General features: G+C 71.5%; 21 protein-coding genes. 9 read left to right on the forward strand and 12 right to left on the reverse strand.

The annotated features are described in order from the left end of the window. The 5 genes from mtlA to ACWEQG_RS02665 form a co-directional block, all read right to left on the reverse strand. Window positions 1-1,182 (reverse strand): mannitol-specific PTS transporter subunit IIC, encoded by a 1,182-nt coding sequence (mtlA, locus tag ACWEQG_RS02645; RefSeq protein WP_452281113.1) that lies wholly within the window; start codon window positions 1,180-1,182, stop codon window positions 1-3. Between the two features lie 302 nt (window positions 1,183-1,484). After that, entirely contained in the window at window positions 1,485-2,450 is a 966-nt protein-coding gene (locus ACWEQG_RS02650; RefSeq protein WP_452281115.1) for a 1-phosphofructokinase family hexose kinase, read from the reverse strand. Next, entirely contained in the window at window positions 2,447-3,208 is a 762-nt protein-coding gene (locus ACWEQG_RS02655; protein ID WP_452281117.1) for a DeoR/GlpR family DNA-binding transcription regulator, read from the reverse strand. The genes ACWEQG_RS02650 and ACWEQG_RS02655 overlap by 4 nt, the downstream gene beginning before the upstream one ends. Window positions 3,209-3,329: 121 nt before the next feature. Continuing rightward, window positions 3,330-4,277, reverse strand: coding sequence for a sigma-70 family RNA polymerase sigma factor (locus ACWEQG_RS02660; protein WP_452281119.1), 948 nt, complete (start codon window positions 4,275-4,277; stop codon window positions 3,330-3,332). 104 nt (window positions 4,278-4,381) lie between these two features. Next, a complete protein-coding gene (locus ACWEQG_RS02665) occupies window positions 4,382-5,116 on the reverse strand; it encodes an FMN-dependent NADH-azoreductase (RefSeq protein WP_452281121.1) in 735 nt (244 codons plus the stop codon). 175 nt (window positions 5,117-5,291) lie between these two features. On the opposite strand from ACWEQG_RS02665, the gene ACWEQG_RS02670 reads away from it, so the two are divergent. Next, window positions 5,292-6,338, forward strand: a complete 1,047-nt coding sequence (locus ACWEQG_RS02670; RefSeq protein WP_452281123.1) for a hypothetical protein — start codon at window positions 5,292-5,294, stop codon at window positions 6,336-6,338. A 214-nt stretch (window positions 6,339-6,552) separates the two neighbouring features. On the opposite strand, the gene ACWEQG_RS02675 is transcribed toward ACWEQG_RS02670, so the two are convergent. Together ACWEQG_RS02675 and ACWEQG_RS02680 are read right to left on the reverse strand one after the other, a co-directional pair. Further along, on the reverse strand, window positions 6,553-8,508 hold the full coding sequence (locus ACWEQG_RS02675; RefSeq protein ID WP_452281124.1) for a Xaa-Pro dipeptidyl-peptidase: 1,956 nt from the start codon (window positions 8,506-8,508) through the stop codon (window positions 6,553-6,555). Window positions 8,509-8,670: 162 nt separating this feature from the next. Further along, a complete protein-coding gene (locus ACWEQG_RS02680) occupies window positions 8,671-9,915 on the reverse strand; it encodes a hypothetical protein (RefSeq protein ID WP_452281126.1) in 1,245 nt (414 codons plus the stop codon). Between the two features lie 201 nt (window positions 9,916-10,116). Between ACWEQG_RS02680 and ACWEQG_RS02685 the strand changes: the two genes are divergently transcribed. After that, entirely contained in the window at window positions 10,117-11,406 is a 1,290-nt protein-coding gene (locus ACWEQG_RS02685) for a CynX/NimT family MFS transporter (protein WP_452281128.1), read from the forward strand. Between the two features lie 119 nt (window positions 11,407-11,525). Here ACWEQG_RS02685 and ACWEQG_RS02690 read toward each other — a convergent pair whose 3' ends face one another. Continuing rightward, on the reverse strand, window positions 11,526-12,122 hold the full coding sequence (locus tag ACWEQG_RS02690) for a TIGR03086 family metal-binding protein (protein WP_452281130.1): 597 nt from the start codon (window positions 12,120-12,122) through the stop codon (window positions 11,526-11,528). Window positions 12,123-12,688: 566 nt separating this feature from the next. On the opposite strand from ACWEQG_RS02690, the gene ACWEQG_RS02695 reads away from it, so the two are divergent. The 4 genes from ACWEQG_RS02695 (at window position 12,689) to ACWEQG_RS02710 (ending at window position 16,468) form a co-directional block, all read left to right on the forward strand. Beyond that, window positions 12,689-13,438, forward strand: coding sequence for a class I SAM-dependent DNA methyltransferase (locus tag ACWEQG_RS02695; protein WP_452281132.1), 750 nt, complete (start codon window positions 12,689-12,691; stop codon window positions 13,436-13,438). A 170-nt stretch (window positions 13,439-13,608) separates the two neighbouring features. After that, window positions 13,609-14,265, forward strand: coding sequence for a hypothetical protein (locus ACWEQG_RS02700; protein ID WP_452281134.1), 657 nt, complete (start codon window positions 13,609-13,611; stop codon window positions 14,263-14,265). Between the two features lie 478 nt (window positions 14,266-14,743). Then, a complete protein-coding gene (locus tag ACWEQG_RS02705) occupies window positions 14,744-15,517 on the forward strand; it encodes an alpha/beta hydrolase (RefSeq protein ID WP_452281136.1) in 774 nt (257 codons plus the stop codon). A 93-nt stretch (window positions 15,518-15,610) separates the two neighbouring features. Then, window positions 15,611-16,468, forward strand: coding sequence for a hypothetical protein (locus tag ACWEQG_RS02710; RefSeq protein WP_452281138.1), 858 nt, complete (start codon window positions 15,611-15,613; stop codon window positions 16,466-16,468). A 146-nt stretch (window positions 16,469-16,614) separates the two neighbouring features. Here ACWEQG_RS02710 and ACWEQG_RS02715 read toward each other — a convergent pair whose 3' ends face one another. Together ACWEQG_RS02715 and ACWEQG_RS02720 are read right to left on the reverse strand one after the other, a co-directional pair. Further along, window positions 16,615-17,559, reverse strand: coding sequence for an acyltransferase domain-containing protein (locus ACWEQG_RS02715; protein WP_452281140.1), 945 nt, complete (start codon window positions 17,557-17,559; stop codon window positions 16,615-16,617). Between the two features lie 179 nt (window positions 17,560-17,738). Beyond that, window positions 17,739-18,203: a MarR family winged helix-turn-helix transcriptional regulator gene (locus ACWEQG_RS02720; RefSeq protein ID WP_452281142.1), complete on the reverse strand. Its 465-nt coding sequence runs from the start codon at window positions 18,201-18,203 to the stop codon at window positions 17,739-17,741. A gap of 30 nt (window positions 18,204-18,233) precedes the next feature. Here ACWEQG_RS02720 and ACWEQG_RS02725 point away from each other — a divergent pair, with 30 nt between their 5' ends. Next, a complete protein-coding gene (locus tag ACWEQG_RS02725; protein ID WP_452281144.1) occupies window positions 18,234-19,316 on the forward strand; it encodes a GNAT family N-acetyltransferase in 1,083 nt (360 codons plus the stop codon). 118 nt (window positions 19,317-19,434) lie between these two features. Here the strand turns inward: ACWEQG_RS02725 and ACWEQG_RS02730 are convergent, their stop codons facing one another. Next, window positions 19,435-20,010 (reverse strand): TetR/AcrR family transcriptional regulator, encoded by a 576-nt coding sequence (locus ACWEQG_RS02730; RefSeq protein WP_452281146.1) that lies wholly within the window; start codon window positions 20,008-20,010, stop codon window positions 19,435-19,437. A gap of 154 nt (window positions 20,011-20,164) precedes the next feature. On the opposite strand from ACWEQG_RS02730, the gene ACWEQG_RS02735 reads away from it, so the two are divergent. Both ACWEQG_RS02735 and ACWEQG_RS02740 read left to right on the forward strand, forming a co-directional pair. Beyond that, window positions 20,165-20,986 (forward strand): SDR family NAD(P)-dependent oxidoreductase, encoded by an 822-nt coding sequence (locus ACWEQG_RS02735; RefSeq protein WP_452281148.1) that lies wholly within the window; start codon window positions 20,165-20,167, stop codon window positions 20,984-20,986. Continuing rightward, window positions 20,983-21,888, forward strand: coding sequence for a DMT family transporter (locus ACWEQG_RS02740; RefSeq protein WP_452281150.1), 906 nt, complete (start codon window positions 20,983-20,985; stop codon window positions 21,886-21,888). Before ACWEQG_RS02735 ends, ACWEQG_RS02740 begins: the two co-directional genes overlap by 4 nt. A gap of 15 nt (window positions 21,889-21,903) precedes the next feature. Here the strand turns inward: ACWEQG_RS02740 and ACWEQG_RS02745 are convergent, their stop codons facing one another. After that, on the reverse strand, window positions 21,904-22,479 hold the full coding sequence (locus tag ACWEQG_RS02745) for a TetR/AcrR family transcriptional regulator (protein WP_452281152.1): 576 nt from the start codon (window positions 22,477-22,479) through the stop codon (window positions 21,904-21,906). Window positions 22,480-22,576: the final 97 nt, after the last annotated feature.

Genomic DNA, 22,576 nt, shown 5'->3' on the forward strand with positions numbered 1-22,576 from the left:
CTACGCCTCCTTGGTGGCGGGCACGCTCTCGGCCGCCGTCTCGCCGGTTGTGTCGCGCTTCTCGTCATCGGTGTCGTTCGTGCCTGTGGTGTCGTTCGTGCCGGTGTCCTGCGCCGGTTCGTCCGGCTGGTCGCCGTTGGCGCGGCCGAAGCCCAGCAGCGCCGCGGCCACGGCGAAGGACACGGCCGTGGCGATCACGATCCCGGCGATCACCCCGAACCAGCCGCCCTTCGGGGTCACCGCCATGTAGGCGAAGATGCTGCCCGGCGACGGCGTCGCGACCAGGCCCGCCCCGGTGACCAGGAAGGTGAGCACGCCGGAGGCGCCGCCGGCGATGACCGCGAGGATCAGGCGCGGCTTCATCAGCACGTACGGGAAGTAGATCTCGTGGATGCCGCCGAAGAAGTGGATGATCATGGCGGCGGGGGTGCTGGGGCGCAGGGATCTCGGGCCGAACAGCAGGTAGGCGATCAGCAGGCCGAGGCCCGGGCCGGGGTTGGACTCCAGCATGAACAGGATCGACTTGCCGTGCTTGACCGACTCGGCGACGCCCAGCGGCCCGAGCACCCCGTGGTTGATCGCGTTGTTGAGGAACAGCACCTTGGCGGGCTCGATGATGACCGACGCGATCGGCAGGAGCGAGTGGGAGACGAGCCAGGCGACGCCGTCGCCCGCGACCTCGGTGACCTTCTCCACGACCGGGCCGATGGCGAGGACACCGGCGATCGCCGTCGCGGCGCCGACGATGCCGGCGGTGAAGTTGTCGACCAGCATCTCGAAGCCGGCCCTGGTCCGCTCGGCGGTGAACCGGTCGACGTACTTGAGGATCAGCGCGGCCAGCGGGCCGATGATCATCGCGCCGAGGAACATCGGGACGTCGGCCCCGACGACCACGCCCATCGTGGCGACGGCGCCGACCACCGCGCCGCGCTGGGCGTGGACCATCCGGCCGCCGGTGTAGCCGATGAGCACCGGGAGCAGGACATTGATGATCGGGCCGACCAGTTCGGCGAGCGTCTTGTTCGGCACCCACCCGGTCGGGATGAACAGGGCCGTGATGAGGCCCCAGGCGATGAAGGCGCCGATGTTGGGCATGATCATCCCGGCGAGATGGCCGCCGAAGCGCTGGATCGTGGCCCGCACACCGGTGCCGTGCACGGTGGGGGTGTAGGGCGTGGCCATTGACGTGCTCCTTCCGGGGCGACCGGCCTGGCTGGCCGGCTGGGGGGTTCTCGGGTCGCTGCCATCCCCCGGGCATGAGCGAGCGAAGCGAGTGAATCAAGGGTGCGAAGCGGGCGAAGCGAGTGAATCAGGGGTGCGAAGCGGGCGAAGCGAGGTGGATCGGGGGGTGCGAAGCGGGCGAAGCGAGGTGGATCGGGGGGTGTGAAGCGGGTGGAGCGAGGTGGAGTGGATCAGGGGGTGTGGAGCGGGTGGGGCGGCTGAGCCGGCGGGGGCGGGAGTTCGACGAGGGTGTGGGGTCGTGCTCACGCTTCCCCGGTCGCGGGGCGAGGGGGCGGCGTGAGCGGCCGGGCCGGGTCGGGGGGACCGATCCGGACGTGTGTGCGGTCGATGTCGGCGGGGCAGGGCATCCGGCTGCCGGGCAGCCGCACGGCCGCGCCGGCCCAGGCCAGGCCCTCGGCGAGGGCGGTCCCGCCGCGGGCTCCGGCGGCGAGGAAGCCCGCCAGCAGGGCGTCGCCCGCGCCCACGCTGCTGCGCGGCTCCTCGACCGCGCATTCGCCGTACCAGACCTGCCCGTCGTCCTCGGCCAGCAGCGCGCCGTCGGCGCCGAGGCTGGTCAGGACCGACCGCGCGCCCATGGCGCGCAGCTTGCCGACCGCGTCGAGCGCGTCGCCGACGCAGGCGATCGACGTGCCGGTGGCCTCGGCGAGCTCGTCGCGGTTGGGCTTGATCAGGGCGGGGCCGGCGTTCACGGCGGACACGAGGGCGGGGCCGCTCGTGTCGACGGCGAGGTTGATGCCGGCGTCGGCGAAGCGGCGGCACAGGCCGGCGTAGACGTCCACCGGGACGCCGGGCGGAAGGCTGCCCGAGGCGACCACCCAGTCGGCCGACCGGGCGGCGTCGAGCACGGCGCCCGCCAGTGTGTCCAGCTCGGCGGGGGTCAGCGCGGTGCCCGGCTCGTTCACCTTGGTGACCGTGCCGTCCGGCTCGGCGATCGCGACGTTCGACCTGGTCGGACCCGCGACCGGCACGGGGATCATGTCGATGCCCTCCACCGAGAGCAGGTCGAGGAGCCGGCGCCCCTCGCTGCCGCCGTACGGGATGACGGCGCACGACCTGACGTCGTTGGCCAGCAGGGCACGTGAGACGTTGACGCCCTTGCCGCCGGGGTCGAGGTGAGTGGCGGCCGCGCGGATGACGGCGCCGCGGGTGAGCGCGCCGACCTCGATGGTGCGGTCGAGGCTGGGGTTGAGGGTCAGCGTGAGGATCATGCGCGGACCACCTCCGGTCCCGCGGCGGCCAGCGCGGCCGCCTGGTCGGCGTCGAGCCCGGTGTCGGTGATCACGACGTCGATCTCGCCGAGCGTCGCGAAGCGCGCCAGATAGGTGCCGGAGAACTTCGTGTGGTCGGCCAGCAGGACGGCGCGATCGGCGCAGGCGATCATCGCCCGCTTGATCGCCGCCTCGGCCGGGTCGGGGGTCGTCAGGCCCTTGGCGACCGAGCAGCCGTTGGTGGCCATGAAGGCCACGTCCACGTTGAGCTGCGACAGCTGCTGGATGGCCCAGTCCTCCACGGTCGCCAGCGTCCGGCCGCGCACCCGGCCGCCCAGCATGAGCACGGTCAGGTTGGGGCGGGTCGCCAGCGTCGTGGCCAGCGGAGGTGAGTTCACGACGACGGTGAGCTCGCGGTCCGGCGGCAGCGCCTGCACGAGCCGGCTGGTCGTGGAGCCCGCGTCGATGACCACGGCGCCGTCCTGCGGGAGCTCGGCCAGGGCGGCCTTGGCGATGCGCTCCTTCTCGGCCGTCATCACCTCGTCCCTGGCGGCCAGGGCGGGTTCGAATCCCAGGCGCTCGACCGGGATGGCACCGCCGTGAACGCGCCGCAGGACGCCCGCGCGCTCCAGGGCGGTGAGGTCGCGGCGGATGGTCTCCGTGGTGACTTCGAACCGCTCGGCGAGCCGCACCACGTCGACCCGTCCGGCGTCACGGGCCGTCCGCAGGATCTCCTGCTGCCGCTCCTCGGCGTACATCGTGTTGGTTCACCGCCGTTTCAATGTTGTTTCGTATGTGTTTATACCCGTCTCTGTTGCAGGGTCAAGGGCGGCGGACATCACGAAACGAAAGCCGGGGAGTTCTTCTGCTTCTCCCGCATCACGCCCGAGGGAAAAGAGGGCATGGCGGTCCGGACGTCGTGCTCGGCCTCGCCGACGTCCCGTCGGCTAGGCCGAGCCGCACCCCTGCCAGGCGGGCGGGATCGCCGATGACGTCGATGGACGTGACGCGGTCGTCGGTGACGGCGAGTTCGAGGACGAACAGCAGACGTCCGCGCGGGGCGACCACCGCCCCCACGGCGCCGTTGACGAGAGCGAGCCGGGCGAAGCGGGCCCTGCGGACGTTGGCGCGCGTCTCCTCCGCGACGGCCCGCGCGCCCCGCACCTGCGCCGGAGCCATGGCCTGCCCGCGCAGCGCGAAGGGATCGGCCCGGCGTACGACGTCGGGGGCGAGCACCGCCAGCAGGCCGTCCAGGTCGCCGGCCCGAGAGGCGGCCAGGAAGGCGGCCACCACCGCACGCTGCCTGGCCAGGTCGGGGGAGGGAACGCCGGCCGCGCCGTGTACCCGGCGACGGGCACGGCTCGCCAGCTTCTTGGCGGCCGCGGGCGAACGTTCCACGATCACGGCGATCTCGTCGAACGGCACGGCGAACAGGTCGTGCAGCACGAAGGCGGCGCGCTCGGCGGGACCGAGCGTGTCGAGGAGCACGAGCAGGGCGAGACCGACGGAGTCGGCGAGCACCGCCTCGTCCGCCGGGTCGGAGGTCTCCTCGTGCTGAGCCAGCATGTCGAGTTCGGTCAGGTCCGCGAAGTCCTCACGCCGCCGGCTGCGCGAGCGCAGCATGTCGAGACAGACCCGGCCGGTGATCGTCGTCAGCCAGGCGGTCAGGTTCTGGACGGAGCCGGAGTCGGCGCGGCAGGCGCGCAGCCATGTCTCCTGCACCGCGTCGTCCGCCTCGTCCGCGCTGCCCAGCATGCGGAACGCGACCCCTCGCAGATGCCCGCGGGATCGGGCGAACTGCTCGGCCAATCGAGCCTGGTCGTTCATCGGTCACCTTTCACCGTCGCGGTTCGTTCTTGAGACGTATCGCGCTGTGCGAAGGTGACGTGCCGCGGCGGCGAGCGGTGCCCGGACACCGCCTCGGGGCCCGCTCATCGCGTACGGGGTGCCGTTTCGCCGCGCGCCGCCGGTAGGCGGGCCAGCTCGGACACGGCGGTCCGGGCCGCGGCCAGGGAGTCCGCCGCCAAGGGCGTGAAGTGGGCCAGGGCCGGCACGTCCGCGGCCCGGGTCATCTCGGCGTGGACGAAGTGCAGGTTCTCCGGGGCCACGCCGAGATCGGTGAAGTACGCCCGCAGGTAGGGCGTCTGGAAGTCGAAGTCCTCGCGGGGCGTGCCCGGCGCGTAGCAGCCGCCGCGCGCGGTGACCACCACCACCGTCGTCCGCCGGAGCAGGCGGTCTCCGGTGCCGTCGTCGAGGAACGCCCCGGGGAAGGTCACCCGGTCGATCCACGCCTTGAGGGACGCGGGCACGGAGAAGTTGTACATCGGGACGCCGATCAGCACCGTCCCCGCGGCGCGCACCTCCGTGATCAATGGCAGGGTCAGTGCCCACTCGCGCTCCTCGGCGGGCCCCTCGGCCAACTCCGCCACCTTCGGCAGCGGCACCGAGCCGCGCCTCTCCACCCGTACGCCGAGGGAGACGAAGGCCGGGGACACCAGCGGGACCGGTTCGGCGGCGAGGTCGCGGTACCGGTATCCGGCGGGCCCGTGGAGACCCCGCCAGATGTCCGCGTAGCGCGCCGTCAGCCGCCTGGTGACCGAGTCGCCGTGGTCACCGGCGCTTGAGTCCAGGTGCAGCAGTGACGTCCCCTGTCGATGCGAGTGCATCGTGAGCTCCTCTCCGGATGCTTCCGTCACCGGATATGACGTCGCGCGGGCGCCGGAGGTGACCGAGCGGCGCTCCGCGCGGGGCCGTCGTGCCGGTGCCCGGGAGTAGGGTGCTGAGCCCGTGACATCGCATTCGAAGGCGCGCGGGCGTCCGACGGCACCCGAATGGACCGAGGTGCGCGATCGCCTGAACGTGGCTCGGCACGAGCTGGCGCGCGTCGCCGACGAGCTCTATCCCGGGGTGGCGAGGGCCGGATCGACCCGCCTGCTCGTCCGGGACGACTGGATCCCGGTCACGCCCCTCGACCTGCGCGAGGTGCGGCTCGGCTGGGTGGAGGACGCTCCCGCCCCTGCCGTCACGGGCCGCGAGCCGGAGGCGGCGGCTCTGCTGCCGGAAGGCGCCGGCGCCTACCCCGACGCGCTGGGGAGCCTGGCCCGCCCCCGGCTCTTCGAGGACCGCACCTGCTACCGGCTGCTGGAGGTCGCCTGGCCGGAGCTCGCCTTCACCCGGGCGCGCTACTTCGACGGCGTGAGCGTGGGCGAGGCGGTCGCGCACGAGCTCGCCGCGCGTGAGTTCGCCGGGGACGGCGGCGAGCGGCCGCTGCCGTTCCGCACGCTCGTGGGCGACCCCACCGACCTGCGCCGAAGGCCCGCGCTCTGCGCGGTCTCGACGCTGACGCTGCGTCACGACCGCCGTACGGGGGAGACGTCGTTCGTCCTGCACTGGCGCGATCCGGCCCGGGTGGCGCACGGCGGCGGGCTCTTCCAGGTCATGCCGGTCGGCGTGTTCCAGCCCGCGCACGAGTCCGCGGGCGCGGAGAGGTCCGACCTCGACCTGTGGAAGTGCGTGGTCCGCGAGTACGCCGAGGAGTTCCTCGGGCGGGGGGAGGAGTACGGCGACGGCTTCGACTACGAGAGCTGGCCGCTCTACCGGTCGCTGACCGACGCCCGCGAGGACGGGCGGGTGCGCTCCCTCGTGCTGGGTGTGGGGGTCGACCCGCTGACCTTCGCGACCGACTTCCTCACGGTGACCGTGCTGGAGGCGGAGACGTTCGACGCCGTTTTCGGCGAGGTCGCCGCCGCCAACAGCGAGGGCAGGGTCGTCGGTCGCGTGCCGTTCGAGGCGGAGACCGTGCGACGCCATGTCCGCGACGAGCCGATGCAGGCGGCGGGCGCGGCGGTGCTGGAGTTGGCCTGGCGGCACCGCGCGGCTCTGCTGTAGCCGTTCCGCACGTCGCCTCGGCCGCCCCCGGCCCGGCCGTCCTCGCCGTCCCCGCCGCCCGGGCCGTCCCCGCCGTCCGAGCCGTTCCCACCGTCCGAGCCGTTCCCACCGTCCGAGCCGTTCCCACCGTCCGAGCCGTTCCCACCGTCCGGGCCGTCCCCGCCGGTCGAGGCGGCCGGCGGGGACGGGTCCGGGTGTATCGCGAGGAGAGCGGTCAGCTCGCGGGGGCGAGCGCGCCGGCGCCGCCCACGATCGGCAGCGTCACCGTGCTCTTCGTCGTGTCGAGGTGCAGCCGCCCGCCGGGGGTGGGCCGGATGGTGTACTCGTAGTCGCTAGACAGCAGCACGATCCCGATCCGGTGCCCGGCGGGGAAGACGTAGTCGTGCGGCTGCAGGTCGAAGTCGAGCCGATAGGGCGTGCCCGGCTTGACCGGCTCGGTCCGCGAGAGCGACTTGCGGTTCTGCGGGTCCGTCCAGCCCCGGGTGATGATCTTGGCCTTGCCGTTCTGGTCGTAGTCGACGAGCAGCGCCGTGACGTTCGCGGCCGGCTGGCCGAAGGACATCCGCAGCGACACCCGGGGGGTGCCGCTGAGCCTGGCCGGCGCGGTCAGCGACTCCGACATGTACGCCAGGCGGTTGGGCGAGGTGGCGGCGTCGGCGAGGGTCTGCGCCCGCTTGGTGGCGTCGTCCACGATCGTCTCGGTCACCGGCTTGCCCACCCGGGTCCTGTCGAGGGTGAGCGCTCCGGCCGCGCCGCCGGCGCCGGGGGCCAAGTTGAGCTCGGTGTCCGCGGCGGCCGGGTCGGGCCACTCGGCGTACTGCGCCAGGGTCCGGTCCTCGCGCTGCACCAGGGCGCGGGGGTCGCTCTCCACGCCGTTCTGGTAGTCCCACAGATAGCGGGTGAACCAGCGGTTGAGCACGTCGACGCTGGGGGAGCCGCCGTGCCCGCCCTGGTGCAGATAGATCTTGTGCGGCACCCCGCGCGTCCTGAGCGCCTCATACCACTGCGCCGCGTGCTTGGTCTTGACGTTCCAGTCGTTGAGGCCGTGCGCGACCAGCACCGCCGCGTGGACCTTCCCGACGTCGTTCATGTAGTTGCGCTCGTCCCAAAAGGCGTTGTAGTCGCCGGTGACGCGGTCCTGCGCCTTCGCGAGCTCCTCGATGACGCTCCGGCAGACCTCCTTGTCCGCGCGCGTGTAGACGTACTCCGCGAGCACGTCGGTGTCCTCGCCCTGGTAGCCGCCGGGGGCCACGACGGCGCCGTTCGCGCGGTAGTAGTCGTACCAGCTGGAGATCGCCGAGATCGGCACGATGGCCTCCAGGCCCTCGACGCCGGTGCTCGCGACCGCGTTGGGCAGGGTGCCGTTGTACGAGGTGCCGATCATGCCGACCTTGCCGGTCGTCCACGTCGCCCTGACCTCCCGGCCGGAGGCGTCGTACGCCTTCGCGCGGCCGTTCAGCCAGTCGACGACCGACCTGGCGCCGATGGTCTCGTTGCGCCCGCCGGTGGTCGGGCAGCCGTCGGACTTGCCGCTGCCCAGCGACTCGGCGTGGACGACCGCGAAGCCGCGGGGCAGCCAGTTGGACTCGTGGCTGGTGCTGATGACCGGCCGCGGGCCGCTCTGCGCGCTCGCGGCGGACGCGTCCGCGCCGCCGGCATCGTCCGCGGCCGCCGCGGCCCGGCGTTCGTCGGCCGCCGGGTCGAGCAGCCTGCCGCCGCGGTTCTGCCAGCCCTTGCCCGGGCGCAGCGCCTCGTGGAGCTCGTGGTCCACGTTGTGGTTGGTGATGGGATTGCCGCCGGCGTAGTAGGGGCTGACCTCGTAGACCACGGGTGACTTGAGGCCGGCCGTCTCGGTCTCCCGCAGGCGGGTGACTTCGGCGTGCACCCGGTCGCGCCGTCCGTCGCCGTCGCTGTCGACCGGGGTCTCGACCCACACCTCCTCGCGGATCCAGTCGTTGCGGTTCGCCGAGAACACCGGCTGGGCCATGCCGTCCTGGAACACCGGTCCGGCGGGGACGGCCGCGCCCGCGGAGGCCGTGTTCACGGCGACCCCCGTGACGGTCGTGGCGACGGCGAGAGCCAGCGCCGCCGCGCCCCGGCGGGCGGCCTGCGTACGGCGTGACGTGGCCGGCGGGACGAGAGCAGGCGTCACCCGGCGCGATGAGGACATCAGCGGATACTCCAAACGATCGGGGGGAACTCGGGCCGGGGGAATCGGCCCGCAGGCGGCGATGCTAGGGGCAGGTCGTGTGGAATGTCTTCGGACGTCCGTTCTGTCTTGATCGCGGCTGTTTTCGACAGATGTCGAAGTCCGGCGGGCCGGGTGCGCGCGTCAGTAGCCGTAACGGCTCTTCAGATGCCGCCAGACGTCGCGCAGCATCCACGCGTCGAATTCGGTGATCGAGGTGGCCGAGCCCGCCTTCATGAGGAAGCAGCACTGGCCGGACGGGGTCCAGTCGTAGAAGTCGTTCAGGCCGAAACTGTGTCCGATTTCGTGCAGAAGGATGTGGATGTCGTCGCTGTCGAGGTTGCCGACCAGGTATTCGCTGCCGACGCGCTGCCCCCAGTCGCCTCCCATGCCGCCCTGCATGCCCTCGGTGAGCCACAGCGACATGTCGTAGTGGTGGGAGGCGCCGCCGGGGCAGTCGGGGTAGGCGCCCGACTGGTTGAACAGGCGCGCGCACGGCTCGGCGCACTGCGGCGCGTCCTCGCGCATGTCGCCGACGTACACGTCCACCGAGTCGTCGCTCCACTGCAGCAGGGCGCGGTCGCGTACGGCCCAGCCGACCACCTTCACGGGCACCTCGGCGTACGGCCAGCCGTTGTGCCCGGCCATGACGTCCATCCACTTCTTGAACGAGCGGGCCAGCGCGGCGTGGATCCGGTCGCGCAGCTCCGCCGACACCGGGGCGGTGGAGTCCCAGCGGACGCAGTAGTTGACGCTGCCCCCGTTGGCGATGATCTGGTCCCAGCCGTAGTTGCGGAAGCCGTACGGGTCGCCCGTGGACTCGACGTGCCGCCAGACCTCGTCGAGCGGCGCGGCCAGGGCCGCGGGCGGGCTCCAGCCACTCTGCCGGCCGGCGATGTCGGCGAGGGCCCTGATCTCCAGCAGGCCGACCGAGGCCTCACCGCTGCGCAGGACGACGCGCAGGCGGGTGGTGGTGACGGCGGGGAACGTGACGGTGTTGTAGGTGTCGGCCGCGATGGCATAGGTGCCGGGGATGTCCACGTAGGCGTCGCCGTCCCAGCGCTGGAGCCGCCACGAGGCCGGCAGCCGTACGCCGCCCCCGTCGTCGAAGAAGTAGACCTGCACCGAGGAGATCGTCTGGGCGGACGGCCAGGTCAGCAGGGCCCATTGCTCCCCGGCGTGGGGCCAGGTGCCCCAGCGGCGGTTCCGCGTGTCGCCGGACCGATCCGGGGCGATGCCGTCGTTGATCGCGGCCACGCTCTCCCAGGGAGAGGTGTAGGAGGCGGAGGCGGTGGCCGAGGGGGCCACGTTCGCGACGGTGGCGTCGGCACTCACGGGCACCAGCAGGAAGCCCGCGACCAGCGCGAAAACGGCGAACAGTCGCCTCATTCTGTCTCCTTCGCGGCGCGGTGAGAGCGCTCACGGGCCGCAGTCCGGGGGGTGTGGTGCTGTGAAGCGAGTTTTTTCGGTCACAAAAGGGGTGTCAAGCCCCCATTTAGGACGATGTGCCGGATGAGACGCCAGTGTGGGACGAGCTGCGGCTTCTGGGGCGATACAGGTGGAATGACCGGATCATCCTAGGATGACCCGGTGGTTGTGAGGATGAAGTCGCAGGGCCGCACCCGGTCCACCTCGTGGACGCACCGTCTGGCGGTCGCCGCCCTGGTGCTGGCCGCGCTCAACCTCCGGCCCGCGGTCACGAGTCTCGGGCCCGTGCTCGAAGAGGCCCGCGCCGCCCTCCGGATGAGCCCCACCCTCGCCGGACTGCTCACGTCCGTGCCGGCCGTGTGCTTCGCGCTGGTCGGCTCGGCCGCCCCCCGCCTGGCGCGCCGGCACGGACCGGACGGCGTCGTCCTCGCCGGGATGGCGGCGGTCACGGCCGGGCTCGCGCTGCGCCCGTTCGTCGCGAACACGCCTGCCTTCCTCACGCTGAGCGGTCTCGCGCTGGCCGGGATCGCGGTCGCCAACGTGCTGCTGCCGGTCGTGGTGAAACAGCGCTTCCCGGACAGGGTCGGCATGATGACCGGCCTGTATTCCATGGCTCTCAACCTCGGCGCTTCGACCGCCGCGGCCGTCACCGTCCCGCTCGCCGGAGCGTTCGGCGGTGACTGGCGTGCCGGTCTCGGCGCCTGGGCCGTCCTCGCCGCCGTCGCCGTCCCGCCGTGGCTCGCCCTCGCCCGTGACAGCCGGAGGCCGGCCGCGCGGGAGCCCGCGCAGCAGGTCGAGCAGCCCGGGCAGCAGCCCGGGCAGCAGTACGGGCAGCGGGTCGAGCGGCCGGCGGGCGGGGAGGCCGCCGCGGAGGGCGGGGCGCACGTACGGGTCGCCCGCAATCCGACGGCCTGGGCGCTCGCCCTGTATTTCGGTCTGCAGGCGACCTCCGCCTACGTCATCATGGGCTGGCTGCCCCAGATCTTCCGCGACTCCGGGCTGTCCGCGGAGACCGCCGGCCTGCTGTTCGCCCTCACCTCGGTGCTCGGCGTGCCGCTGTCCTTCGTGCTGGCCGCCGTCGCCGGACGGCTGCGGGACCAGCGGGGCGTCGCCGTCCTGCTCGGCGCGTTCGGCCTGGCCGGGTACGCCGGGCTGTGGGCCGCCCCCGCCGCCGCGCCCTGGCTGTGGGCGGTGCTGCTCGGCGTCGCCAACTGCTCCTTCCCGCTGGCTCTCACGATGATCGCGATGCGCGGCCGGGACGGCGCGACGGTGATCCGGCTGTCCGCCTTCGCGCAGAGCGTCGGCTACCTGCTGTCGATTCCCGGTCCCATCCTGGTCGGGGCGCTCTACCAGCACACCGGCGGCTGGCGGGCGCCGCTGGCCTTCGTGGTGTGTCTCATGCTGCCGCAGATCGTCGCCGGGTTCTTCGCCGGCCGCGACCGGCAGATCTGATCTCCTCACGCTCGGGTCGCCGGCCCCGCCGGGGGTGCTCCTCCCGACCCGGGGCCCGTCGGCCGCCCGCCGCGTGTCCCGCGCGGCGGGCGGCCGGAACCGGATTCAGCGGACGTGTCTCACCGAGGCTTCCAGGCGGGGTCGCGGCCGGTGAGCCCGAGCAGCCGGTCCAGCGGCGAAGCGTCGTCGGGCACCGGCACCGGCGGTCCGAACAGGCCGGGGCTCCCCTGCGGCTGCTCGGCGACGACGGCGCCGACCCACTGGTGCACCCGGTGCACGGCCTCGGCGAGGGCCGGGTCGTCGGCGGGGTAGGCGGCGCCGGTGGCGACGGCGAGGTCCCAGCCGTGCACGACGATCTCGTCGAGTGCGGCCGTCCCGGCGGCCTCGGCCGGCAGTACGCCGCCGCCTATCTCGGCCGTGCCGGTCCACGCGGCCGGATCCCGCCACGCCTCGACCAGCTCCGCGAGGCGGGCCGGGATGCGCTCGCGCCAGTCCTCGCCCAGCCTGGACGCGTCCGGCACCGGAGGGAGGCCGCCTCTTTGCGGCGGGATCTTCCGCGCGGCCGCGGCGAAGGCGACGGAGAGGCCGTCGATGTGATCGAGCAGTTCGCCGACCGTGATGCCCTCGCACGGTGTCGGCCCGGTGAGCTGGTCGTCGGTCACGTCGCGAATGATCGCCGCGAGCCGGTCGGCCGCGGGCTTCAGGTCGGCCGTCACCGCGTCACCACCACGGTGAGCCGGTCGATCCGATCACGGTGGACGGTTTGCGGGGGTGCGGCCGACGTCCGCTCACGCCGTACGGCGGGGCAGGTCGCGGACTCAGCGGTCATGACGCCTCCTCGATTGTGTGGGGGGTGGACGGTCGAGGGCCTGTCGCAGCACGTGCACGCGGTCACCTCGGAACCGCTCGCGCAAGCGCAGTCATTCGACGGCATTCGCGAGCGGGCCCGGCCGCGGCCGGCTACATGCCCGTGTCCTACGACCGCGCGTTGCACCGGTCCGGCGTTCTCGAGCACCCTCACGTCCCTGGTGGACGCCGACGGCGACATCCGCAGCGGTTCGGCGGGCTCCCCGGCGGCCGGTTCGCCGGTGGGCGGCCGGCGCGGCATGACGCGCCGCGCGTCGTGAGTGAGGGCGTGGAACATCTCGTCCTACGCCGGACGATCTTCGACCACATGGCCGACGTTAGTGGCCGCCATCGCGGACGCACAACCAGAAGGTCGAACTTCGTGTGCCGGAAAACCCTTGGACACGCCCGTACGTGGAGGGTGATCGTTGAGGGCATGCGACAGGAGGAAATCTGGGACGCCGAAACCGCTCGGCGCTATGACACGCCGGGTACCGGGATGTTCGCGCCCGAGGTCCTCGGACCGGCAGTCGATCGCCTTGCCGAACTCGCGGGCGACGGGCGGGTGCTGGAGTTCGCCATCGGAACCGGTCGCGTGGCCGTACCGCTCGCCGAGCGTGGAGTGCCCGTCACCGGTATCGAGCTGTCACGTCCGATGATCGAGCAGTTGCGTACGAAGGTGGACGAGGCGACGATCCCGGTCGTCGTCGGGGACATGGCGACAGCCGTCGCCCCGGGGGAGTACGCGCTCGTCTACCTCGTCTACAACACGATCTCCAATCTGCTCACCCAGGCCGAGCAGGTGGCGTGCTTCCGCAACGCCGCCCGGCATCTGACGCCCGGGGGGCGTTTCGTGATCGAGCTCTGGGTGCCAGAGCTGCGCAAGCTCCCGCCGGGACAGCAGGCCGTGGTGTGGCAGAGCGAACCCGGCTATATCGGCCTCGACACGTACGACGTGCTGCGGCAACACGTCGTGTCGCACCACTTTCACTTCGACGAGAGCGAGCAGGCCAAGCTGTTCCGCAGCCCGCACCGTTACATCTGGCCGGCCGAACTCGACCTCATGGGCCGACTGGCCGGGTTCGAGCTGGAGTCCAGGCATGCGGACTGGACGGGAACCCAATTCACCGCCGAGTCGCGTTCGCATGTGTCCGTCTACCGCAGGACGTCATCGCCGGTGATTTGAAACGCGGCCGTGAAAGCGACCGCGGAATCGCGGACGAGCGGGCCGTGCCGGCTTCGGCGGAAAGGGAGAGCCCCGCGAGGCTACTTACTACCTCGTGGGGCAGGCGGGTCCAGCAGGTTCGATGTACGGTTATCCGGTCCTTGCTGCTCTTGCTGCCTCACTCTCCCCGCTTGCTGATGCCGCTACCACGGTCAGCGTTCGCGTTCCTCGAATCGCCCGCGTTCACGTCCACGCTCCTCGAAGCGTCCGCGCTCTTCGAATCCACGGCCGCGTTCCTCGAAGCGTCCGCGTTCACGTCCGCGCTCTTCGAAGCGTCCGCGTTCACGGCCGCGTTCCTCGATCCGTCCGCGCTCGCGTCCGCGCTCTTCGAAGCGTCCGCGTTCACGGCCGCGTTCCTCGATCCGTCCGCGCTCGCGTCCGCGCTCTTCGAAGCGTCCGCGTTCACGGCCGCGTTCCTCGAAGCGCCCGCGCTCGCGTCCGCGCTCTTCGAAGCGTCCGCGCTCGCGTCCGCGCTCTTCCATGCGCCCGCGTTCACGTCCGCGTTCCTCGATCCGTCCGCGCTCGCGTCCGCGCTCTTCCATGCGCCCGCGTTCACGTCCGCGCTCTTCCATGCGCCCGCGCTCACGACCGCGCTGAGGGCCATACTGGCCGTACTGCCGGTGGCGCTCTCGGCCCCGGCACCTACCACCAGGGCAGGGCTGCGTCGGACTCTGCGTGATTTGCGTGGTGTTGCCGGCGGCATTGACCGGCTGCGTCTGCATCGTCGCCGGGACGATGAGGGCCGACGCTGTGATTACGCCAGCAGCCAGTGCTTCCTTGAGCATTAGTATCACTCCGTCGACTCCGTGACTGTCACCGGGAAACCCGATACACGGAGCGCGAATCGATCCATCGAACCTTGGATCCAGACCCTGATTCTCACGCTAGAGGTAACAAAAGGCACAGTCACCCAGCAATGCGCAAACAACCGCTTTCTGCACCAGAAAACACACCTAACCCAAGGGTCTTGTCGGGCCATTTCCCTGCGGCGACCCTCCCTTGACACTGATCGACGAATTCCTTCCACATCATTGAGGCGCATTGGTTGCGATCGCACACGCTCGGCCGGAGCGGGTCCCCGACCCCATCCGGGGGATTACGATGAACTTCCCACGGAAACCGCGCGGGTTCTCGAGGTTGCCGTGACCGCAGTCGGGCACCAGGGCCGCCACGCGTCCCTCTCCGGGCCGCGCCACGCACGCGTGGGCCCCACCCACCCCTGGTCGCGGGACGTGAATTCGCGGGACAGGGCCTGTGAGGGTGACGGTGGCAGGTGTGCGGGTGGAACGCGGCGTCGTCTACGGACCGAGCGGCAAGGGCCTCGACGTCCACCGGTGCGACGGTTCCACCCTGCGGCCGGTCGTGTTGCTCTGGCATGGCAGAGGACCCGACGAGCGGGACGTGCTCGAACCGCTGGCACGCGCGGTCGCGGAGCGGGGCGTCGTGGTCTTCGTGCCCGACTGGCGATCCGACGCGCCGGACGGCGGGCGAGCCCACCTGTGGGAGTCGATCGTCTTCGTCAGGGACAACGCCGGCGATTTCGGCGGTGATGCCGCACGAATCGTCCTGGCCGGGTGGTCCCTCGGAGGGAAGGCCGCCGCGGGCGTCGGCGTCGACGGTGCCGGTGCCGGGCGCTGGAGGCCTTCCGGAGTTGTGGCGATCGCCTCCGGGTTCGATGCTCCCGCGCCTTCGACGGGCCGCGTCCCCCTCGACGACGTAGCGGCGACGCGGATCGATCCCGTTCCGTTCTGGCTGGTCCACGGGACCCGGGACGCCATCGTGCATGTGGAGAAGTCCCGCCGGTTCGCGGACGCGCTGCGAGAGCGCGGCTGGCGGGTCACTCTGATCGAAACGGAGACGGATCACGCCGGCATCGTGATGACCGAGTACGACCCCGAGCGGGGGCGCTGCACGCCTGCTCGCGTACGGCACGCGATCGAAGCCGGCCGCCGCACCGCTGAAGTCCTCGCCGACGCCGCCTTCTACTCGTCCGGCCCGTGCTCACCCGAAGGAACGGAGCGCGCTCCTGGCGATCGGTGAGACGGGGCCGCCCGCGTGACCGGAGTTCTGTCGGTGCCGTAGGGCATGCTGCCTCCGGTTATCGCGACGATCCGAAGGACACCAGTGGCCCGCATGATCCGGCATCTCGACGAGGAGCTCTACGTACAGTACGGCGGGCTCTGCGTCTACGGCGGCACCGACTGCCCCGTGTTTCGCGACGACGAGTCGGAGGCCCTTCACTACACCGCCACTCTCCGCCTGGAGGCGTGGGACACCGAACCGCCTGCCCCGGGGCCCTCGTGGAGGCCGATCGAGCAGCTCACCTTCACCGCGGACACCGGAGTGATCCAGATGGGCGTGATGGACGACAGCGGTCGTGACTTCCTGATCGGCCCTCCTTTTTTCGAGTACGGCCTGACCGTGCACGTGAACGAGCCGGACATCACCCGCTGGTTGTTCCGGTTCTGGCCGACCCGCGATGTCTTCGACCCACTCGTCCACATGAAACCGAGGGCACCGATCGGATCCGCGCCACCGCAGGAGCCATGCCGGGTGCCCGTCCCCGTGACGACGGCCGGGCAGTGGGCGGCCATGCGGCCGGAGAAGCCTCGAATCGCGACAAACAGTGCGCAGTTGATGGCCATGCTGCTGCCGGGACTGGTCAGCGCGACTCCGATCTCCTACGCGTTGAACCCCGATGACGCGCCCACCTTCCGGATTCCCCACGAGGAGCATGACCTCTCGGACAAGGGGGCGGGCGGCACCTACCGGATGTGGCGCTGGGAGAGGGAGACCTCCGACGGCAATCCCGAGGACGGCAACCTTCTGACCGGCAGGATCGTGCACCTCCGTGACCCCCGGGGCCGCCGTGTCTTCGCCTCGGGCATCGTGACCCTGCTCGACAGGGATGACAGGCACTACCTCGTCCGCGACGCCGAACCTCACGAGGCCGCCCGGGTTCTCTGCTCGGAGGCGACCTGGCCGGACTGACCCCATCGCTCCGCCGAGGCTTTCGCGTCATTGTGAACGGACAGGCCTGACTACGTGGACGCCCTGTGCGAGGCCTGGCGATCGGCCCGGCCGGTACGCCCGGCAGGATGCGGAGGGAGACCCGCGAGGCACATCTGACAGTGCGGCTAGATGGGGAAGTGGCCGCGGCGCCAGCGCCAGTGGCGGCCGGCCTTCAGGTGGTCGACGACCGCGCGCTGCAGCACGGTGCGCCGCGGCAGCTGGTCGAGCGGCGTGGTCAGGGTGCGGAACACGAACCGCAGCACCTCGACGTCGGCGTCGATTCCCTCCGGCTCCTCGTAGGGCTCCAGCTCGAACCTCCGCTGGAAGCGGGCGATGTTGGAGTCCTCGGGCAGGTACTCCAGCAGCTGCGGGTCGAGCAGCCACGAGCCGCAGGAGAACGACGTGTAGCGCTCGTCGGGGAAGTGGCGTGGGAAGAACGCTCGGGCCTCGTCGAGCGACGCCTCGATCGCCTCCGGGGTCAGCGGTCCCGTCTCGGGGATGTGCAGGCCGATGGCGCCGTCGCCGCGCTGGTGCTGCAGCCGGCCCAGCTCGTAGACGCCGCCGCGAGCGTGCAGCGTCAGCCAGGCCTGCATGACCGGCCAGCCCTCGCCGCGCATCCGCCGGTCGATCGCGAGATTACGGCCCAGGTCCGCGAGGGTCACCCACGAGACGGCATCGGCGATGCCGTGGGCGCGGTGGTACCCCCTCACCACGTCGATCAGGGCCAGGTACGCGTACACGTAGAGGTGCCGCCAGGCGGGTCCCCGCTCGCGCGGCAGCTCCGGACCGGGCGGCAGCCAGTCATGGCCCCCGAGATCGGCACGGACCAGGGCGATCGAGCGGTCGAGCAGCCAGCGCAACTCCGGGGTCCACAGCGGAGAGCCGGGGTCGGGCCAGCCCGCCATGATCTCGGCGGTGTCGTCCGGCCGCACCGCGAGCCGGGCGAGGATCGCGGGCGCGTCGGCCTTCGCGGGGAGCGGAGCCGACGGCAGGTCGCCGGCGAGCCGGTGCACGCGGTCGACGTCCTCGACGGGTATCCCGAGCCGGGCGGCGATATCGTCAAGATCCACGCGGACGACCCTACCGGCCGGTGGGCGCCTTCCATAGCCCTACCGCTCGGGCAAATCCCCCCATGGCGACCCGTCCGCCGGACCCGGCAAGTCGCATCGATCACCTGCTGCGTCACGCGGCCGTGTCCCTATGCCGCAACGCCGGAGTCCACTGATCGGCTCGGTTTCCCCGGCGATGCTCATGCGGGTTCCTCCAGTTTGCGGGCGATGCTTTCCAGGGCGGACAGGTCTGCGGGCGAGAGCCGGTCGATGACGTGGCGGCGGACCGATTCCAGGTGGGCCGGGGCGGCGTCCTCGAGCGTCTCCAGGCCGTGCTCGGTGAGGACGAGATAACAGCCCCGGCCGTCGTCCGGGTCGGGCTCGCGTCGCACGAGACCGCGGGCCTCCATCCGGGTGGCGTGCCGCGACAGGCGACTGCGCGACCAGCCCATCTTGGCGGCCTGCTCGCGCAGCGTGCTGGCGTGGCCCGGACGCTCGGAGAGCGTGCTGAGCACCTCGTAGTCAGGGTCGGACAGGCCGATCGCGGCCAGGTCGTGCGCGGTGCGCGACTGGATGGTGATCATCATGCGGCGCAGGGCGCGCCAGGCGCGTTCCTCGTCCGCGTCGAGCCAGCGCACCGTCTCACGGGACCATGTCTTTGACATGTAAACAAGTTACCAGCTACGTTTGTTTCCATGTCAACGATACCTGTGCGGGTCCTCGTCCTCGTGTGCAGCACTCGTCCCGGCGCTCTCGGCCCGGTGGTGGGCCGGTGGCTGATCGACGCGATCGCGCCGCGGGCCGCGGAACTGGGTGTGGAACTGCTGCCGGTGGCCCTCGGCGACCTCGCGCTGCCGTTCCTCGACGAGGAGGACGAGCCGGCGTCCGGCGTCTACCGGCATGAGCACACCAAGCGGTGGAGCGCGATGGTGGACGCGGCGGACGGCTTCATCGCGGTCACTCCCGAGTACAACTACGGCATGCCGGCGGCGTTCAAGAACGCCCTCGACTACTTGGGCCGGGAATGGGCGTGGAAGCCGATGGGGTTCGTCAGCTATGGCAACACCTCGGCGGGCACCCGGTCGGTCCAGCACGCCAAGCAGGTGGTGAGCACGCTGCGGCTGGTGCCGCTGGGTGCCACGGTCGCCCTGCGCATCGCCGACGCGGTGGACTGCGGGCGCGTCCGTCCGGACGCCGGCCGTGTGCAGGCCGCCATTGGGGTGCTGGACGAGCTCGTCCGCCTCGCCCACGCTCTGCGGCCGATGCGCGAGCGGGCCCGCTCAGGTTCGGGGGAGGTGCCGGTGCCGGGGTCGTACGTGAGAGCGCTGACCCCGGACGACGCTCCGGAGGTTCTGGTGCTCCAGCGTTGCTGCTGGGTGGAGGAGGCGCAGGCCAACGACACCCTGGACATCTCCGCCTTGGAGGAGTCGCTGGAGCAGGTACGCGCATGGCTGGCCACATGGCAGGCCACTGGTCTGTGGCGGGACGGCCGGCTCCTGGGCATGGTGCGCGCACGCCGCGTGGACGACGACTGGCATGTGGGCCGCCTCGGCGTCGTCCCCGATCTGCGCGGTCAGGGTGTGGGGCGCTGGCTACTGCGCGAGGCCGAAGCCGCAGCCGACGCGGAATGCCGCCGCATCGCGCTGTCCACCGGTGCCCGGAGCCGGCACAACATCCGCCTCTACCACGCCCAGGGTTACCGCACGGAGTCGTCCGACGGCGCGACGGCCTTCCTCACCAAGCCTGTGCCCGCGGATGGCGCCGTAGGGGTTTCCTGAGAAAGAGCGGGCAGGGGTGGGACGACGAGACCGCCGCCCCAAGCGAACCCTGCTGGAGCCGCTTTCGGCCACGTCGTCGCTGAGCCGGCGTGAACGTCTGGTGCTGCGGCTCTCCGGCTCAGGCGCGTGGGCCGGCGCCGTGCAGCAGGGTGTCGATGATACGGGCGGCGAGGGCGTCGGGGTCGGCGCCGTCCGCGTCGCCGTGCAGGGATTCCCCGATGAGCGCGTAGTAGACCCGGCGCACCCAGTCGAGGTCGGCGGCTTCGTCGATGAGCCTGTCGGCTTGGGCCCGCCTCAGCACGGCGGTGCAACTGCGGGCGATGTCCTCGTGGAGGACGGCGGCCTCGCTGCCGGGGTCTGCCGGCAGCCCCAACGCGAACGCCCAGGCGCTCTTCACCTCGAGCACGTTGGCGGTGATCCGGTGCATCGCCACCAGCGGCGGCGCGGTGTCCGGCCGGCCGTCGTCGATCGCCTGGGCGAGCTGGCGGGCCGCGGACGAGGCCAGCGCCTCGATCAGCGCCTGTCGACTGGCGAACCGCCGGTGAATGGTCGTGCGGGCCACTCCCGCGGCTGCGGCGATCTGCTCCATGGACGCGCCCGGCTCTTCGGCGAGCACCCGCTCCGCCGCCTCCAGGATCACGCGCACGCTCCGTTCCGCGTCCGCCCGCAACGGTCGTGCTGCCGTCTCACCCATCACGCCTCCTGTCCGACCGCTTATCCAGCGACACACTACATCGATGATGCTTTCACGCTCTTATCTGCGTCATATATGTTGCAGTTAAGGGAACTACTGGTACATACTCCTTCCAGTTGTCATCGGCTCGGATCCCACGTCCAAGGAGAACCACGTGCACAACACCGCCCTCATCACCGGAGCGTCGTCCGGCCTCGGCGCGGAATTCGCCGCCCAGCTCGCCGCCCAGGGGCACGACGTGATCTTGGTGGCGCGATCCGGCGACCGGCTCACCGCCCTCGCCCAGCGCCTGACCGCCGAACACGGCGTCCGCGCCCACGTGCTGGTCCAGGACCTCGCCGAGCCGGACGCCGCCCGCCGCATCGCCGACCAGCTGACCACCCGCGGCCTGAACGTCGACCTCCTGGTCAACAACGCCGGATTCGGCACCTGCGGCCGCTTCGAGGAGATCCCCGGACCCCGCGACCACGACCAGCTGATGGTCAACGTCGTCGCACTCGTCGACCTCACTCACGAGGTGCTGCCCGGCATGCTGGAGCGCGGCCGTGGCGCGATCGTCAACGTCGCCTCCAACGCCGCCTTCCAGCCCTCCCCGTACTTCGCCGTCTACGGCGCGGCCAAGACCTTCGTGCTGAACTTCGGCCTCGCCCTGCGACAGGAGTACCGCCGGCGCGGCATCCGCGTGCTCACCCTGTGCCCCGGCCCGGTCGAGACCGCCTTCTTCGACACCATCGGCACCCGCAACGCGGCCGTCACCGGCTCCATGACCACCCCCGAACCCGTCGTCCGCGCCGCCCTGCGCGCGCTGGAGCGAGACCGCGGCTATGTCGCCCCCGGATTCGGCAACGCCCTCACCGCGCATCTGACCCCCCGCCGCCCCCGGACCCTGGTCGCCGCCATCGCCGAACGCATCACCCGCAAGGTCCTCGCCCCCTCGGACGCGGCCCCATCGCCCGTGGCGGAGCGCACCGCATGAGACCCTCCGCCGCCCCCGTCGGCGCGGCCTCGGCGATGCTGCTCGTCGGCACCTCCACCGCGGTCTCCGCCACCGTCGCCGACTACCCGGTCTTCACGGGACAGGCGCTGCGCTATGGCATCGCCGCGGCCATCCTGCTCGCCGTCGTCGGCCGCCGGCGCCTGCCCCGCGTCCGCCTGACCTCACATGACGTCCTGCTCCTGATCGCACTGGCCGCCACCGGCCTGGCCGGTTTCAACCTCTTCCTCGTCCAAGCCACCCGGCACGCCGGCCCCGCCATGATCGGCACCGTGGTCGGAGCCGTCCCCCTCGTGCTCGCCCTCGCCGGGCCCCTGATGGAACGCCGGCGCCCGGCCCCCCGCACCGTCGGCGCCGCGCTCGTGGTGGCACTCGGCGCAGCCGTCGCCGCCGGCCTCGGCTCGGGCAGCCCGACGGGCCTCCTGCTGTCCCTCGGCGCGCTGGCCGGCGAGGTGGCCTTCTCCCTGCTCGCCGTCCCCCTGCTGCCCAAACTCGGCCCCCTGAGGGTCGCCGCCTATCCCGCCGCTCTGTCCGTCCCCATGCTGCTGGCCGCAGGCCTCGCCCTGGACGGCACGGCCGCCCTGCGGCTGCCCACACCCAGCCAAGCAGCCGCCTTCGGCTACCTCGGCGCGATCGTCACCGCGGCCGCCTTCTTCCTCTGGTACGACGCACTGCGCCGCCTCGGCGCCGACCGCGCGGGCCTGTTCGCCGGCCTCGTGCCGGTAGGCGCACTGCTCACCACCCTCGCACTCGGCCTCGGCCAGGCAGGCCCCGCCGACGTCACCGGCGCCCTGCTCGTCGCGGCAGGCGTCGTCCTCGGCCTGCGGCAACCCAGTCGCGAGAGCCCAGTCGGCAGGCCATCGTCGACACCACGACATGCCTGACGTCCCTCACGGACGTCAACTCGCGTGACGCCCTCTCAGCCCGGCGAAGAGGGCGTCGAGAACGCGGTCCACGTAGGCATGTGTCAGCTGTTCGCCGGTGATCAGGTATCTGAAGTACAGAGGTCCGGACAGGATCGACATCGCCAGGTCCAAGTCGAAGTCGGGCGAGATCTGCCCCAGCTCGCGCGCCTTCTCCAGCCGGGCGACGGTCTTGGCCTCCTGCGGGGCGATGAAGCGCTCGTTGAGCGCGGCGGCGACCTGGGGATCGTATTGGGCTTCGCCCACGAGTGCCCGGACCAGGGGGCCGAACGGCGGCCGGCCCAGCAGGTCGACGGCCGCGTAGATCTGTGTGCGCAGGTCGGCGATGATGTCGCCGGTGTCGGGGTAGTCCAGTCCAGGTTCGTTCAACGACAAGAGGGAGTCGAGGAACAGGGCTCCTTTGGACGGCCAGCGGCGGTAGATCGTGTGCTTGCCGACGCCGGCGCGACTCGCGACCGCTTCGATGCTGAGTCTGGCGTAGCCGATCTCCTGTCCCAGTTCCAGCGTGGTCCGCATGATGGCTACGGTCCGGTCGGCGCTCTTCTCCCTCATTTCCGCCACCATAACAGCACGGCACGTGCCGTATTGACAGTACTGGCCTAATTCCCCCATCCTCCATCCTGTACGGCACGTGCCGTGCTGGATTGAG

It is taken from the genome of Microbispora sp. NPDC004025, assembly GCF_053604425.1.